At 39.7% G+C, this 15787-nt stretch carries 15 protein-coding genes and 1 other annotated feature; of the genes, 8 read left to right on the top strand and 7 right to left on the bottom strand.

What is annotated here, in order from left to right; genetic code table 11:
• Position 1 precedes the first annotated feature (1 nt).
• Positions 2-715 (top strand): 2,3,4,5-tetrahydropyridine-2,6-dicarboxylate N-acetyltransferase, encoded by a 714-nt coding sequence (dapD, locus tag IGI49_RS21500; protein ID WP_429965558.1) that lies wholly within the window; start codon positions 2-4, stop codon positions 713-715.
• Between the two features lie 122 nt (positions 716-837).
• Positions 838-1968 (top strand): glycosyltransferase, encoded by a 1131-nt coding sequence (locus tag IGI49_RS21495; protein ID WP_429966082.1) that lies wholly within the window; start codon positions 838-840, stop codon positions 1966-1968.
• A gap of 53 nt (positions 1969-2021) precedes the next feature.
• Here IGI49_RS21495 and glpK read toward each other — a convergent pair whose 3' ends face one another.
• Positions 2022-3527 carry a glycerol kinase GlpK gene (gene glpK, locus IGI49_RS21490; protein WP_429965559.1) on the bottom strand — a complete coding sequence of 502 codons (1506 nt, stop codon included), beginning with the start codon at positions 3525-3527 and terminating at the stop codon, positions 2022-2024.
• 211 nt (positions 3528-3738) lie between these two features.
• Between glpK and IGI49_RS21485 the strand changes: the two genes are divergently transcribed.
• Entirely contained in the window at positions 3739-4914 is a 1176-nt protein-coding gene (locus tag IGI49_RS21485) for an AI-2E family transporter (protein WP_429965560.1), read from the top strand.
• An 81-nt stretch (positions 4915-4995) separates the two neighbouring features.
• Positions 4996-5175: a hypothetical protein gene (locus IGI49_RS21480; RefSeq protein ID WP_207702916.1), complete on the top strand. Its 180-nt coding sequence runs from the start codon at positions 4996-4998 to the stop codon at positions 5173-5175.
• Between the two features lie 60 nt (positions 5176-5235).
• On the opposite strand, the gene trhA is transcribed toward IGI49_RS21480, so the two are convergent.
• From trhA to IGI49_RS21450, 6 genes are all read right to left on the bottom strand, one after another.
• Positions 5236-5874 (bottom strand): PAQR family membrane homeostasis protein TrhA, encoded by a 639-nt coding sequence (trhA, locus tag IGI49_RS21475; RefSeq protein WP_207702915.1) that lies wholly within the window; start codon positions 5872-5874, stop codon positions 5236-5238.
• A gap of 87 nt (positions 5875-5961) precedes the next feature.
• Positions 5962-6261, bottom strand: coding sequence for a hypothetical protein (locus tag IGI49_RS21470; RefSeq protein WP_429965561.1), 300 nt, complete (start codon positions 6259-6261; stop codon positions 5962-5964).
• 81 nt (positions 6262-6342) lie between these two features.
• Positions 6343-7122 carry a carbon-nitrogen family hydrolase gene (locus IGI49_RS21465; protein WP_429965562.1) on the bottom strand — a complete coding sequence of 260 codons (780 nt, stop codon included), beginning with the start codon at positions 7120-7122 and terminating at the stop codon, positions 6343-6345.
• A 2-nt stretch (positions 7123-7124) separates the two neighbouring features.
• Entirely contained in the window at positions 7125-7787 is a 663-nt protein-coding gene (locus IGI49_RS21460) for a methionine ABC transporter permease (protein ID WP_207702912.1), read from the bottom strand.
• Positions 7784-8800: a methionine ABC transporter ATP-binding protein gene (locus tag IGI49_RS21455; protein WP_429965563.1), complete on the bottom strand. Its 1017-nt coding sequence runs from the start codon at positions 8798-8800 to the stop codon at positions 7784-7786. The genes IGI49_RS21460 and IGI49_RS21455 overlap by 4 nt, the downstream gene beginning before the upstream one ends.
• Before the next feature lie 16 nt (positions 8801-8816).
• Entirely contained in the window at positions 8817-9641 is an 825-nt protein-coding gene (locus tag IGI49_RS21450; protein ID WP_429965565.1) for a MetQ/NlpA family ABC transporter substrate-binding protein, read from the bottom strand.
• Positions 9642-9698: 57 nt separating this feature from the next.
• Positions 9699-9934, bottom strand: a binding site (T-box leader).
• Between the two features lie 138 nt (positions 9935-10072).
• Between IGI49_RS21450 and IGI49_RS21445 the strand changes: the two genes are divergently transcribed.
• The 4 genes from IGI49_RS21445 (at position 10073) to IGI49_RS21430 (ending at position 15741) form a co-directional block, all read left to right on the top strand.
• A complete protein-coding gene (locus IGI49_RS21445; RefSeq protein ID WP_429965566.1) occupies positions 10073-11140 on the top strand; it encodes an iron-containing alcohol dehydrogenase family protein in 1068 nt (355 codons plus the stop codon).
• A gap of 1473 nt (positions 11141-12613) precedes the next feature.
• The gene (locus IGI49_RS21440; protein ID WP_207702908.1) at positions 12614-13462 is read left to right on the top strand and encodes a ParA family protein; all 849 of its coding nucleotides are present in this window, start codon (positions 12614-12616) and stop codon (positions 13460-13462) included.
• Positions 13463-13474: 12 nt separating this feature from the next.
• Positions 13475-14035: a hypothetical protein gene (locus IGI49_RS21435; RefSeq protein ID WP_429965567.1), complete on the top strand. Its 561-nt coding sequence runs from the start codon at positions 13475-13477 to the stop codon at positions 14033-14035.
• A gap of 635 nt (positions 14036-14670) precedes the next feature.
• Positions 14671-15741, top strand: a complete 1071-nt coding sequence (locus tag IGI49_RS21430) for a replication initiator protein A (protein WP_429965568.1) — start codon at positions 14671-14673, stop codon at positions 15739-15741.
• Positions 15742-15787 lie beyond the last annotated feature (46 nt).

Raw genomic sequence — 15787 nt, 5'->3', positions numbered from 1 at the left:
CATGACCCAAGAGAAGTTAACCGATCCATATGAGATCGCTAAATATATTAAAAATGCAGAAAAAATGTCACCGGTTAAAGCTTACGTCCAAGGCGACTTGGCTGGCGTTAAAAGTGACAAGGTAAAAATTTTCGGTCAAGGACACTCTTGGATCTGGATTGGTAATGCCCAAGAAGTAACAGCATTGTTGGAACAACAAGCAGATCGTATTTTGGAAAGTCATGTTGAAAATGATCGCCGCAATTCCGCTATTCCAATGCTTGATTTTACTAAAGTAAATGCTCGGATTGAACCCGGCGCAATGATCCGCGACCGGGTGGAGATTGGCGATAACGCAGTAATTATGATGGGAGCCATCATTAATATCGGCGCTGAAGTCGGCGAAGGAACCATGATCGATATGGGAGCCATCTTAGGTGCTCGTGCAACCGTTGGAAAACACGCACACATTGGAGCAGGTGCAGTTCTGGCTGGTGTTCTTGAGCCGCCTAGTGCTACTCCGGTTATTGTTGAAGATAACGTATTAGTTGGTGCCAATGCAGTAGTATTGGAAGGCGTGCGTGTCGGTAAAGATGCGGTGGTAGCTGCAGGAGCCATTGTAACTGAAGATGTTCCAGCTGGAGCTGTTGTTGCTGGTTCACCCGCACGTGTTATCAAAATGAAGGACGAAAAAACGGCTGGAAAAACCGAATTTTTGGATGACCTTCGCAAATAGATTTTTTATGCGCATCTTGTTAAAGGTGCGCATTTTTCTATCATAAAAGGAGGTTTGCAGTACCCTTGAAAAAAGTAATTGTCTTTGCCCCGGCCACCTTTAACTTAGCTGAGACTACTCGGATGATTGAAGTTGCTAAACAGCTGAAAAAAAGCTGTGACTGTCACTTTTTTGGTTTTTCACCAACATATGCTCCACTAATTAGTCAAAACGGTTTTGATTTTTCCCTGCTTTCCCCAATCTTAACCAAAAAACAGGAGCAGCAGATTATGGACCTAGATCAAATGAAATCTGTGAAAAATCCTTTTACGAAGGAGTTAGTTGCTTCCCGAGTTAACAGTGAATTGAGCTACCTTGCTGATAAACGCCCCGCCGCAATTATTACCGGAACCAATGTCACGATTTTTCTTAGTGCTCGGATTGCCAAAATTCCTTTGGTTTATGTTAAACCCTATGCTATGTCGCGGCCGCAGCTGGAAAATGACCGACAATCCTTACTGGACATTTTTTTATTGAAGGTTAAATGGCAGCCGAAAGCTTTTAGGGCGGTGGCCAGAGAGCATCAGCTGTCGCTGCCAAAGTATAGTATTGACTTGTTAGATGGGGATGAAAATCTAATTACCACATTTCGTGAGTTTACCAGCTGGCAAAAGTATCCCCAAAACTATCATAATGTTGGACCGATTTTTGCTCAATTGGGAGATTCGCTACCTGATAATTTACAGAATACCTTATTGGCGGCACAACAAGAAAATAGACCGATTGTTTATTTTGCATTAGGCAGCTCGGGAAATTCAGATTTAGCCTTGAATATTTTAAACGTTCTTCGCGAATTAAATTTTTTAGTGGTAGCACCGATCAAACAATACCTTTCTGAAAAAGCGATCGCTGAATTTCAAGAATCATCAATTATGATCACAGATCTGCTGCCAGCTCCCTTATTGGGTTCTTATTTAAGCTTCTCGATTATTCATGGCGGTGAAGGAACCGTTCAAACAGCCTGTCTGTCAGGTAAACCCTTCATCGGTTTCGGTCTTCAACAGGAGCAGGTCATGAATCTCAAATACTGCGAACACTATGGCAATGCCATTCGCTTGAAGCCTAAACCATTTTCCGAAACCAAACTGCGTCAAGCCATTGAGAGTATTCAAAGCGATGATTATCAGCACAAAGCACAACAATTAGCGGAAAATTTTCACGCAGATGGTGCTGTTAACGCCGCAAGGTTTATCAGTCAAAAGTATTTAGGCTAAAAATAATCACAAACAGGCAGCCAAATCACCTTAGACTTGGCTGCCTGTCATTCTTAAGTTTTCGGTTGATGCTTATACTGCATGGTCGCCTGAACTGCTTCCTGCCAACCAGCGTATAGATCATCGGTCCGCTCCTGAGCCATCTTCGGTTCAAAGCAAATACCATCTTCCTTGAACTTCTTGATTTCTTCAATATCCTCCCAGTAGCCAACTGCCAACCCTGCTAGATAAGCTACTCCTAATGCTGTAGTTTCTAAGAACGGTGCTCGTTCTACTGGTGTCTGTAAAATATCCGCCTGGAATTGCATCAGCAAATCATTCTTAGATGCTCCCCCATCCACCCGTAGTAATTTGATATCTGTGCCAGAATCCATCGCCATCGTTTTTACAACATCGGCAGTTTGATAAGCCAAGGACTCCAAGGTTGCCCGAATAAAATGTTCTTTAGTCACACCACGGGTTAAACCAAAGATTGCACCTCGTGCTTCTTGGTCCCAATAAGGCGCACCCAAACCAGTAAATGCCGGAACCATGTAAACATTGCCGCTATCCTCTACACGTTTCGCATAGTCTTCTGATTCTGGTGCTGTTTTGAACATGCGCAAACCGTCTCGCAACCACTGAATTGCTGAGCCGGCAACGAAAATACTTCCTTCTAACGCGTAGGTAATCTTCCCATCAATACCGTAGCCAATTGTTGTTAGCAATCCATTTCCCGATAGGATCGGTTCTTCACCAGCGTTCATAACAATAAAGGCACCAGTTCCATAAGTATTTTTAACCATCCCTTTTTCAAAGGCTAATTGGCCAACCAATGCGGCTTGCTGGTCACCTGCCATACCGGCAATCGGAACATTATTACCATAAAAATGGTAGTCTTCAGTATAACCATAAATTTCAGAGTTTGATTTTACTTCTGGCAGCATCACCTTCGGAATATCCAACAACTGCAGGATTTCTTCATCCCACTCTAACTTATAAATATTATAGAGCATGGTACGACCAGCATTGGTGTAATCAGTTACGTGAACTTTGCCTCCCGTTAACTTCCAAACCAACCAAGTATCGATGGTACCAAACAACAGCTCACCGTTTTTTGCTCGCTCCCGAGAACCGTCTACATGATCTAAAATCCATTTAACCTTAGTAGCTGAGAAATAAGAATCAATCAGTAATCCAGTTTTCTTCTGAATCATTTCTTGATGTCCTTCATCTTTTAACTCATCAGCAATCTTGCTAGTTTGTTTCGATTGCCAGACAATCGCCGGATAGATTGGCAATCCAGTTTCCTTATCCCAGACTACCGTTGTTTCCCGTTGATTCGTGATCCCAATTCCTTCTATTTGATCAGGCTTTAAACTGCCCTCAATCAAAGCTCCTGCAATTACTGATTGAACTGAATTCCATATCTCATTGGCATCGTGTTCCACCCACCCTGACTTAGGAAAATACTGCTTAAATTCTTTTTGCGACGAAGCGACTTCTTTTCCGGCCTTATCAAAAATGATCGCGCGTGAAGAAGTTGTTCCTTGGTCAATCGACATAATGTAAGATTCCATGCGTTCCGCTCCTTTATTTTGCTTTTTTATCACAGTAAAAGTTTCCAAAAAGTAAATTTACATCTTAAATATACCACAAAGAAAAACGCTTTCAAATGATGCAATTTTGTCCCTTTTTACACAATTGAAAATCAATTGAAACTTTCACATATACACAACCTTAATCTTTCGTTATACTTAAAAGAAATAAAATCGAAACGAGGTGCTTTTTTTGAAAAAGGACGCTAAATCGCCGTTAGTTGCTTTTTTTGGCGGAAAAACATCCTACTATTTAATCGGGCTGGTGGCTCTTTTATCAGTTACCGTCTACCTATTAAACAAGATTTCTTTCATTTTTCACCCATTGGTAGTTATTTTTACCACAATTTTGCCACCAATGATCTTTGCACTGCTGCTTTATTATTTGTTTAATCCAATTGTTAACTTTCTTAGTAAGAAAGGCCTGTCGCGTGGATTAAGCATCGGACTAAGCTATATCGTGATTTTAGGAGCTTTAGTAATTGGCGGCTTTCAGCTAGGACCAATTGTAGAACGCCAAGCCTCTGATTTATTTGAACAGCTTCCGGGATTCTTTAATGATTTTCAGGGAACAGTTCAAAATCTGTTAGATAATACACCCTTCGCTGCTCAATCAAACGAAGCTTTGAATTCAATTGATTCAATTGTGAAGGACTTTGCCAACTTTATTGCCAGTAATTGGCAAAAAGGAGCTCAAGGACTAGGCACGATCTTTTCAGCCGTTTCTAGTGTGGCCATTACTTTATTTACTGGACCGATTGTGGCCTTCTTCTTAATTAAGAATCCTCACAAGCTGTATCAATCATTTATTGCGATTGTACCGCCAAGGTTCCGTAAAGATGTGCAGGAATTGACGAAAATTGCTAATCAGCAGTTGGGAGCTTTCTTAAAGGGGCAAGTGATTGCTTCTCTTTTACTAGGAGCCATTTATTGGATAGTCTTTTTATTAATTGGCATGGAGTTCGCTACGGTCATTGCAATTGCAGCGGGTATCCTAAGCATTGTTCCCTACATCGGCGCCTTTTTAGCCTTTTTCCCAGGACTTTTTATTGCCTTTCAGGATTCAACCTTTATGGTAGTTAAATTCGTTATCGCCTGGTTCGCGGTCCAAATGCTCCATGGAGACTTAGTCGTTCCTCGAGTAATGGGTGATCGCCTGAAAATTCATCCAGTAACCATCCTAATTGTCTTGTTGGTTATGGGTGATTTACTTGGACTAGTTGGAGTAATCTTCGGGATACCAATTTATTCAATGATTAAGTTGTTAGTGGTCTTCACCTTCCGGAAGTTTAAACAGCGCTACAATCATTATTTCGGAGATAAAGGGACATATGAAAATACCGATTTCTCAGAAGATGATTACTTATAGTTGATTCTCAAGACCATTCTTTTGTAATTTTCAAACGGAAGTGCTAATTTAGAGGTAGTAAAAGAAACGGAGTGAAGGATCATGGAAAAATTTCTAAATAGTAAGTTAATCGAAGCAAAAAAAGAAGTTGAACGTCTAGAAGATCGCCGCAGCGAAAGCTTAGGCAACTCAATCAACTACATTGAAAACGAAATTCAAATCCAACGCTTATATGCTCAAGTTGAAGCTTACGAAATTGCTTTAGACGAAGCAAAAAAATAAGTAAGAAAATTCACGGTTCAAATGAACCGTGAATTTTTTACTTTATGTGGTTCTATTCAATTAATAAAGGTAAACCACAAAGAACATCAGCAATGCTCCTAATATAACAAACAAATGCCATATAACATGAGTAAATTTCTTGCTTTTCATGCTATAAAATAAAGAGCCAACTGAATAAGAAAGTCCCCCACCAACTAATAAAAGTAAACCTTTAATACCAATACTTTGATATAAGGTAGGTAAAGCGATAACTACTGCCCACCCCATTACGTTATATAATATCGTTGACATATTGGAAACACTGTTTCTTTTCGTCAAGGTCAAGCTCTTATAAATAATTCCGGTAATTGCCGCTAGCCAAATAACTACCAACAAAATAATTCCCAATGTCCCTTTGATACGAAGCAGACAAAATGGTGTATACGTGCCGGCAATTAGTAAAAAGATGGAGCAATGATCAAAGACCTGAAAAACTTTGCGCGCCTTAGTAAAGATCAAGCTATGATACATAGTAGAAGCAAAGAACAAGACAAACAAACATACACCGTAAATGGCAAAAGAAACATAGTCAATATTAGTAGATGCCTTTTGCAATAAGAAACCAACTCCTACTAAACTCAAAACAGCTGCAATTCCATGTGTTACAGCATTTAACACTTCATTTGCAATTAAATACTTGCGACTAAACTCTGCATTCATACAATTCACCTCAAATTATTTGTTGACAACATCATAACATGATTATAAAAATAATTCAATCTAGTTCCCAAAACTAGATTGAATTTCTTAACCAATGACAATTCCATCTTTAATTAGGCGATAGCCATAAATCAGCTTCTTTTCTTCCTTTATCAAATATAAATTGGCTTCTTTGTGACGATTCAGAATGTCAACAAACTCCTTCATCGTTAACGCAGGCTGTTTAAGATCTTTTCTAATTTCAATCTGGTCATCCGCTGTATCCAAATGCAATTCTTTTACTGGCTTTTCTCCAATATCAGCGTAAACATAAATCATTGTTGATAAGCTATTTAACTTGCCTGTTGTATCCACCTGCAGAGCGGCTAATAAATCTTTTGCTTTCATAGTAGTCTCCTTAATTGTTACTCTCTTCATTTTATTATACTGTTTTCTCTGTCAATGGTTAAAAAAAAGACCCTTTCAGGTCTAATAAAGTTCAGGACGCCGATCATGAAAAATCGGAATACCTCTTCGTACCTCTTCTATTAATGATAACTCAATCGTCGCTGAGCCAGTTGCTTCATTATCATCCAGTTCTAAAACAATTCGCCCTAACGGATCGACAATCATTGAATGTCCGCCAAATTGATTATCAGGGTCTGAACCGACACGATTTACACCGACAACAAAGGCTTGATTCTCGATTGCCCGAGCCTGCAAAAGCTTGCGCCAGGCTTCAATGCGCACTAGTGGCCATTGTGCTGGTACAACAAATAGTTGAGTCCCCGATTCGCTGGCCTGCTTGCGAAACCACTCAGGAAAGCGCAAATCGTAACAGATCACATTGGAAAGAACCGTCTCTGCCATGTTTACTGACAAACTACTATTACCAGCCGTCAAAAATTGTTCTTCCTTCATCAAACGAAAGAGATGGACTTTGTCATAGCTACCTAACAGCTCTCCTGCTGGCCCGTAAACAAAAGTAGTATTGTAATACTTATTTCCCCGTTTAAGGGCGACAGAACCGCCTACAAGGTAAATCTGATACTTTTTAGCCAGTTGTGACAGCATCTGCTGAGTTTGCCGGCCGTCTGTGTCCGCAATTTCAGCTAAGCGAGTTAAATCATAGCCCGTATTCCACATTTCCGGCAGCACCACTAAGCTGTGCGGAACAAGTTGAGCTGTTTCACACCACTGTTCCACATGGAACATATTAGCTTCTGGCTGACCGAATTGAATATCCAATTGCAGTAAGGTAATTCTCATGGTTAACTCCGATCTAGGCTTTTTGCGATAAAATTGCCTATCGACTGAACGATTTGGACTAAGATAATCAATAAAAGAATTGTACCATACATTACAGCAGGTTCATTCCGTAAAAAACCATATTGGTAAGCGATACTTCCTAATCCACCGGCACCCACTAAGCCAGCCATCGCTGTCGCACCAATCAAGCCGATCATGGCAATCGTCAAACCACGAATAATTCCGCCACGGGCTTCCCGCAGCAAAACAGTCTTAATGATATTGAAATTACTGATGCCCATGGACTGATAGGCTTCAATCACTCCTCCGTCCACTTCTAATAGTGAAGTTTCCACCAAGCGGGCCAAATAAGGTGCCGTGTACACAATCAACGGCAGCAGCACACCTCTGACACCAATGGTGGTTCCCATAATAAATTTGGTCACTGGCAAAATCAGAAAGAGCATAATAATAAATGGCAGTGATCGCAAAATATTAATTAGCCAGTTAGATACAGAGTACAACGCGTGACTGCTATTTAAGCCGCCCGGGCGCGTCAACACCAGTAGCACCCCTAGAGGAATGCCGACGATGATGGAAATGCCCAAACCGATCACTACCATGATCAATGTCTGTCCTAAGCCCTCTAAAATGACGGCTCCCCATTGTTCAAAAAATTGTGTCATGCTTGAACCTCCTCAATAAAAACGCCTTGTGATGCGATGTAGTCTTTGGCATTTTGGTAATCATCTTCACTGCCGCCAGCCAACTGAACCAACAGCTGTCCATGGCGTTGATCCTTTAAGTAACTAATATTTCCGCTTAAAATGTTCGGTGTTACTGTATAATCCTGCGCCACTTTGGCTAATACTGGCTCGGTGGCCTCGTCACCAATAAACTGCAGGTACAGCAGACGGCCAGTGCGCTTGTAGTGATTCAACACTTCCTCTGGCACATTATAATTTTCGTTAGCACCAATAAAGCGTTTAGTAGTGGTTTTTTTCGGTTGGGTAAAGACTTCAATCACCGGACCTTCTTCGATGATCTCTCCTTCCTCCATCACCGCCACCCGATCGCAAATGCGCTGAACCACATCAATTTCATGGGTAATCAGGAAAATGGTGATCCCCAACTCCTGATTGATCTCTAACAAAAGCTCCAAAATCGATTCGGTGGTTTCCGGATCAAGAGCGCTGGTAGCTTCATCCGAAAGCAAAATCTCCGGCTCATGGGCTAAAGCCCGGGCGATGGCTACCCGCTGTCTTTGACCGCCTGAAAGCTGCGCAGGATAATTATCTTTGCGATCCATCAACCCAACCAAAGTTAAGTACTTTTCTGCCCGCAGCTTGATTTCCTCATCTAGCACACCTTCCAGGCTTAACGGCTTGGCAATATTTTCATAAACTGTGGCAGTCGAAAGCAGATTGTAGCCCTGGAAAATCATGCCGATCTTCCTGCGCGCCAGCAGCAATTCCTTCTTAGTTAATTCGTTTAGATTGTGCTGATTGATCCAAACCTCGCCTTGGGTAGGCGGCTCCAAAAAGTTGATCATGCGAATCAAAGTTGACTTACCGGCTCCTGAATAGCCTACTACCCCAAAGATTTCGCCCTTCTTAATGGATAAATTAACTTCCTTCACTGCTTCAATTGTTTTATTTTTCTGTTGATAAGTTTTCGATACCTGCTTCAACTCAATCATCTGCTTATCCTCCTCACTAAAAGGCTGGTACAACCGAACCTTTGTATTTCTCTTCAATAAATTGTTTTGTTTCATCTGAATGGTAGTATTTTTCAATTTCCTTAACGACTGCATCGTCTTTGTTGCTGCTGCGAACCACAAATACATTCGGATACGGGTTGTCCACTAGCGGTTCATGATAAATTGAATCATCATTAATTGTCAAACCCGCACTGAAGGCAAAGTTAGTATTGATCACCGCCGCCGTAAGCTCACCTAATTGAGATGGAATCTGGGAAGCCTCCAGCTCCACAATATCGATGTTTCTTGGATTTTCTCCGACATCATTCTTAGTGGCTTGGACCTTAACGCCATCCTTCAAAGTGATTACACCTGCGTCCTGCAATAGTTTCAAGGCCCGATATTCATTGGTGGGATCATTCGGTACACCGACCTTGTCGCCGCTCTTCAATTCATCCAATTTCTTAATCTGTTCCGAATAAACTCCTAATGGAAAGGCCACCGTCTCAAAGACTTGCTCAATTTCATAGCTCTTATCCTTCACCTGCTGATCCAAAAACGGAATCGTCTGGTAGCTGTTGGCATCCAAATCACCGTCATTTAGGGCCGTATTCGGTGTATTGTAATCATCAAAGGCTTTAATATTAATGGTCAAACCATCTTCTTCCGCCTGCTTGGCTACCTCTTCTAAAATCTCTTGATGCGGGCCAGAGGTAACGCCGACAGTCACCTCTTTTTCATTTAAAGCTTCTGATTGGGCATTGCCGCCACCGCAGCCTGTCAGTAATAGTGCAGCTGTTGCGAATGTTCCTACTAATAATTTGTGCGTTTTTTTCATCATGAATTCCTCCTAATTTTAAGCTAAAAAAAACTCGTCCTTTTCTGCTTTAATGAGTCAGAAAAGGACGAGTTTACTCGCGTTACCACCTTTGTTCGCAAAAGTCTCACAACTCTTGCCTTCACTAGTACGTATGCATACTAGAGCGTATCTAACGAGCGCTACCCCGTTGACGCCTACTTATCGACGTCACCATTCAGAGACCATTTTCTAAATGCTTCCACATGCCTGGCTCTCACCTACCCAGACTCTCTTTGATGCTTAATCATTTATACTTTTCTCTTCATCACGTTTTTAGCTTTTTGATATGTTACGTATATTACTCATCTATTTTTCATTTGTCAACCTTTTTATTTCATCGAAATCACAGTTGACTTTAATAATAGAAAAGCTTAGACTGGTTTCAATTCAAAAACCAAGGAGCTGAAGCTTTAATGAACCTAGCAACCGAAGTACGTCCTGGCGCCAATCGTTACGCCACTGGAAAGAATATTTTACACGAATTACCTCAATACTTAGCACCATTCAAAAAAGTAGCCGTCGTTACTGGAACTATTTCTTACCAAATCTTTTCAGATTACTATAAAAAAGAACTAGAATATCCAGTGTTTCGCTATAATGGCAGTGCCAGCCGCGAAGATGCTCACCGAATCGCTGAAGAAATCGGTGAAGCTGATGTGATCGTCGCTATCGGTGGTGGACGAGTCTTAGATACTGGGAAACTAGTGGCTGATGAAATGAACATCGATGCTATCATGGTCCCTACCCTGATCTCAAACTGTGCACCGTTTACTCCCATTGTTGCGGTGTATCACCCGGATCGCACTTTCCGAGAGATGGGCTTCATGAAAAAGGCGCCGTACTTAACCTTAGTCGATTATGACTTCTTGCTAGCTACCCCTAAGGACTATTTTGTAGCTGGAATTGGGGATACCCTCGCTAAATGGTATGAAATCAAAGGGATCACCGAACAGCTGTCACCAGACGATAAGACCGCTTACATTCGTTTGGGAATAGCTAGTGCGAAGGTGATTTTAGATATTCTATTGGAGGATTCCATCCAAGGCATTAAAGACTTAGAAAGCAAACAAATCACGCCAGCCTTTGAACGAGTAACTGATACGATTGTCGGTTTGGCGGGAGAAACTGGCGGCTTTGCCGCTACCTACGGACGTTCAGCTGGCGCCCACGCAATCCATGATGGCCTTTCTTATTTGGAATCCACTCACAATCAGCTGCACGGCAACAAAGTAGCTTATGGTATCTTGGTTCAATTGGCTCATACCAATGAGATTGACGAAATCATAAAGCTGAAGGACTTCTATCAAGCAACTGGTTTACCATTAAAGCTGGCTGAACTGAATGTAACTCAAACAGATGCAGAGGCGTTGAAGCCTTGTACCGACCATGCCGCCTGTGAAGAAGAAACCTTTAGAATGATTGACCCGACAATTACTTCAGAGCAGGTTTATCAAGCGATTCAGGTGGTCGAATCCCTTTAAAAGTTTACCTTAACTAAATAAAGTTTACTTTAATCCTATTGGAGTCTGACTCTGATAGGATTTTTTGCGGTTAACTTTTATGTATTTATAGAATTATTGCTGTTATAGCAAGGTTTTTTAAAATATACATTAAAGTAAACCTTTATCATTTGAGGTTTACCTTTTTGTTACAAGACGGATTAAAGGTTTACTTTATGATTTGAAGGTTACCTTTATAGGAAGAGAATTGTTGAGATGGCTCTGTTTATTGGGTAATTAAGATAAACCTTTTTATATAAAGTAAACTTTTAATAATTATCTTATTTTAAGTTTACCTTAAATAATCGCTGTTAAATAAATCCTGGATGTAAAAGTTTACTTTAAAACAATATGAGTAAAAGTTTACTTTAATGGTTAATTATTGAGGTTCACCTTTAATACACACTCTCTACATGATTCAACAATGACAAATGCGGTTTACTTTATTGATATACAGTTTACCTTTTAATAATACCATTATGAAGTATACCTTAAATAAAAGTTATTATATCAATGTTTATCCTTAAAGTAAACCTTGGAACTGTCTACTAACGGTTTACTTTTTATGAAACGAATTATGGTTTACTTTCACATATTTGTACTTACGGGTCTGTGTCAAACGGTAAACTTCAAATGATTAAAGTTTACCTTATATATAAATACTTATACAGTATACTCTAAATAAGCACCTACAGATCAGTGTTTAAATTTGAAGTAAACTTTTTTTATGTTGTTAAAGGTTTACTTTTTATCCCATATATTTAGGAGTTTACCTTTAAAGATACCCATCGAAAACGCTCTATACTGTACATTTTCTTCTGTGGAGTTAGGGTAAACCTTTGATTTTTGAAGTTTACTTCAATTCTTATGCTAATTATACTGGTAAAGGTAAACTTTAAACTCTCTTCCTACAGTAGCAGCCAAGTCAGATTAGTATTTAGAGTTTACCTCAAATGTTCTATAAAGGTTTACTTTTTTTATTTCAGATGACTGTTATATTAGTATTTCTGAAGATAGAAAGTATACCTTAATTAAACTAACTAAAGTTTACCTTATGCTTCTTATCTCTGAGAGAACCTAGTCGATTTACACTATAAAGTATACTTCTAAAATTTTTAGAGTAAACTCCAATTATCTAGAAGTTTACTTTTTGCTGTCTGTATCGCTATGTTTACAGTATTTCTGTTAACAAGAAGTTTACCTTAATTAGAAAATAGTATACCTTATTTCTTAATAAAGTAAACTTTACATGAGTAAATAGAGTAATCCTTATTCATATAGTTATAGTTTACCGCAATAAAAGCCGTTTGTCTCTCAAGCTGTTATTCACGGTAAACCTTAAATGATTGCGGTTTACCTCCTGTTTTCCTCGTTAATAGTAAACCTTATTGTATTTTGCTGGGAATTATAGTAAACTTTAAAAGAGTCTTACACAGGATAGGGGAGTAGTAGTATATGGCAGAACAGAAAGCTCAGACATATGTTGTCGGAAACTTTAAAGGTGGTGTGGGTAAATCAACCACCGTACAAATGTTGTCCTTTGAGAGTGCCTTCAGAAAGAACCGGAAGACCTTGGTTATTGACTTGGACCCTCAAGGAAACACTAGTGACGTATTGTCATTGACTGCAGAGAACTTTGGCAACAGCGAGCTGCCGGATGAATTTGATTCAACAATTTGGGAAGCGGTCCGAACAGGGGACATTTCTAATTCTATCTATAATATTATGCCGAATTTGGACTTGATCCCAGCCAATATTTCGTTCTCTGACTTTCCGGATTACATGATCTCGATGTTTCCTAATGATAAGTTGTCGCAGTTCCAATACATGGACAAGCTTATTTCTTCATTGAAGTCGGTCTATGACGTAATTTACATTGACGTACCGCCGACGATCAGTACGTATTCAAACGCTGCGATGTATGTGGCAGAATACGTTATTGTCATTCTGCAGACCCAGGTGAAATCACTTAAAGGGGCCCAGAACTACATCGACTACATGAATTTTTTCGTTGAACAGTATCAAACGGAGCTGGAAGTAGTCGGAATCATTCCATTTATGATGCAAAAAAGAGATTCGGTCGATCAAGAGATCTATGAAACAGCAAAGGGCATCTATGGCGGTCACTTATTGAACACCGTTGTCTTGAACCAAAGCCGCTTGAAACGCTATGACGGCTCTGGGATTACCTATGATATCAATAAAAATGGCAAGGTAGAGCAATGGGATAACCGGGCGCATGAGGTGTTTGTGCATATTTTAGATGAAATTGATGAGCATCGTTACTTATTATCGGGTGAATAGGGGAGACGTTAAATGGCGAAAAAGATGAAGCTAGACTCGCTTTTGACGGCGAACAAGAAGAATAAGGGCATTGAGAAAATGTCCGAATACTCCAATCAAGAGCAGACCGAAAAGACAGCCACTAAACCAAAGCCTAGTTCCAAGGATCTGCTAGCTAATGCACCAATTAAGAAGACCACCAGCAAACCGGAAAACACGATTGATCGCAGTCATTTTGTTGAACCGCAATCACGTCCATCTGCCCCGACACCTGCAGTCTCTGCTGATGAGGAAGTTGGAAAGCGGGGACGTAAACGGCAATACTACGATCCGCGGCTTAAGGCTTTGGAGATGCAAAAGATTTCGGCACGCACAAAAATTCGGATTCAAAACCTGATCAATGCTAAGTTTGACGGGTATACACCGGATAAGATGTTTGACTGGCTGTATGAATACTACATTGAGAAAGAATTGTCCAAGGATGACCGAGATTTCTTGAATCATGTGGAAGAAACAGCGATGGAAGAGTACAAAGAGAAGCCTAAATATCAGAAATTATTCGCTGAATTAGAAAATGATGAGAAAAACAACTAAAAAAAGTAAACTCCAATTATCTTTAAAAGATGAATTGTGGTTTACTTTTTTTTTGAGAAACTATGATTAAAGTTTACTTTTTTTAAAGGAGCATTTGCGATTACGGTTTACTTTTTTGGAGTTGTGGATAATCCAAAGCTGTGGATATCTTTTAGACAAAGTGACTATTCTCAAAGAGTTTATCCACACTTTTCAAACGTCTGTTCTTAATGCTTCTTTGATTTAAGTTTACCTTTTTAAAGATTTTAACTTTATTTGAAGTTAACTCAAATAAAGTTATCCGCCAAATTGCGGTAAACTATAATACACTTCATAACATTTATAAAAGTTAACCTCAAAAAAAGATGGCAACAAATCGCTTTACAACGCGTTTTATATCCATTATTCTAATACATGTAAAGCACAGCGAAAAAAAAGAGTCTAAAGATTTGGCGATCTTTAAACTCCCAAGGTTTGAGCTAATTTTGGCGAATTAGCATGTCACATATAAATTTAAGCAATCGGTTAGAAAAATTGGCGTTTAACTAACCTCTATTTATTATACTATAAATTCACTCTTTTCTCAATCATTTATAGTGTGACAGCTCTCAAATCCTTAAGAATTTTTTTCGATAAAAATTTAAGGAGCGATTGGCATGTCTACCTTTAACGCAATGACAGCAACCAATTTACCCAATGGGAACTATCTGCCCATTGATCTAAACTTAATCAATAATCCAAAATATCAAGAGTTATCTATTGAAGCAATGATGCTGCACGCTTTGTACACCATGCGTATAACCTGCAGTATCCACAACAGTCGGCAGGATGGCAGTTGGCTGGATGATAATCAACTGCCTTACATTTATTTTTCTAATGATGAAGCAGCTGACTTATTAAGAGTATCTGAACGCAAAATCACAACCTTGAGAAATCGCTTGGCAGAGCTGGATTTGATCAAGGTGCTTCGTCATGGCTTGAAAAACTACCGAATTTATGTGGCAAACCCAGAGGCTCCGGCTGAAGGATCCGTAGTGAAGTTGGCTTTCAAAAATTATACGACGAGTAAGCGAATGATCGAACCCACTACCGGGGAAAACCGGGGAATTGAACGAGATGCAAATTTTGCGGCTCCGAGCGCGCAAAATTTACTGACAAGTACAGAAAAACAGCAAGTAATAAAAACAACAAATAATACAAATGCAACACACATGGAGCCTGCCAGCAATAGTTATCCACAGGTGGATAAAGAGTCTGCATTGATTGCCGGTTTACAGGCACGTTATGCACAATTGATTCCAAATTTAGTTTTTCAGCGTTTTCTACCGTTTTGTGATGGACAGTATGAAAAAGCAAAATGGTTTGTGGACACTATTTTTAAAGCTAAGTATGTCAGTAACCAACAATTTTTAAAGGCGGGACTACCAGCTGAGGCAAAAGTACTAACCTTTGAAGAAAATGAGTACTACAAAAATGGATTGGCAGATGCAGTAGCAAAAGCTTTGGAACAAATCTATCGATTTAACAAAGTTAAAAATATCGAAGCTTTTTTCTTTGCTTTTATGCGCGGCTATTTCACAGAAAAAACTCGGCAGTACTTATTGGATCATTATGAACTAACACCAGAATTGGAAACAACGCTTTCAGGCGTGAAACACGTGTTTAGTAAAGAAAAATTTAATAAAAATAGGCAAAATACCACAAAAAAACCTATTTATGGCGCTTAAGAGGCCCAAGCTCTGCTATAATGTAGCAGAGTCTATTCAGAAAGGT

It is taken from the genome of Enterococcus sp. AZ071, assembly GCF_050499065.1.
Classification (GTDB): Bacteria; Bacillota; Bacilli; order Lactobacillales; family Enterococcaceae; genus Enterococcus_A; species Enterococcus_A ferrettii.
This window is presented reverse-complemented; position numbering and strand designations above follow the sequence as displayed.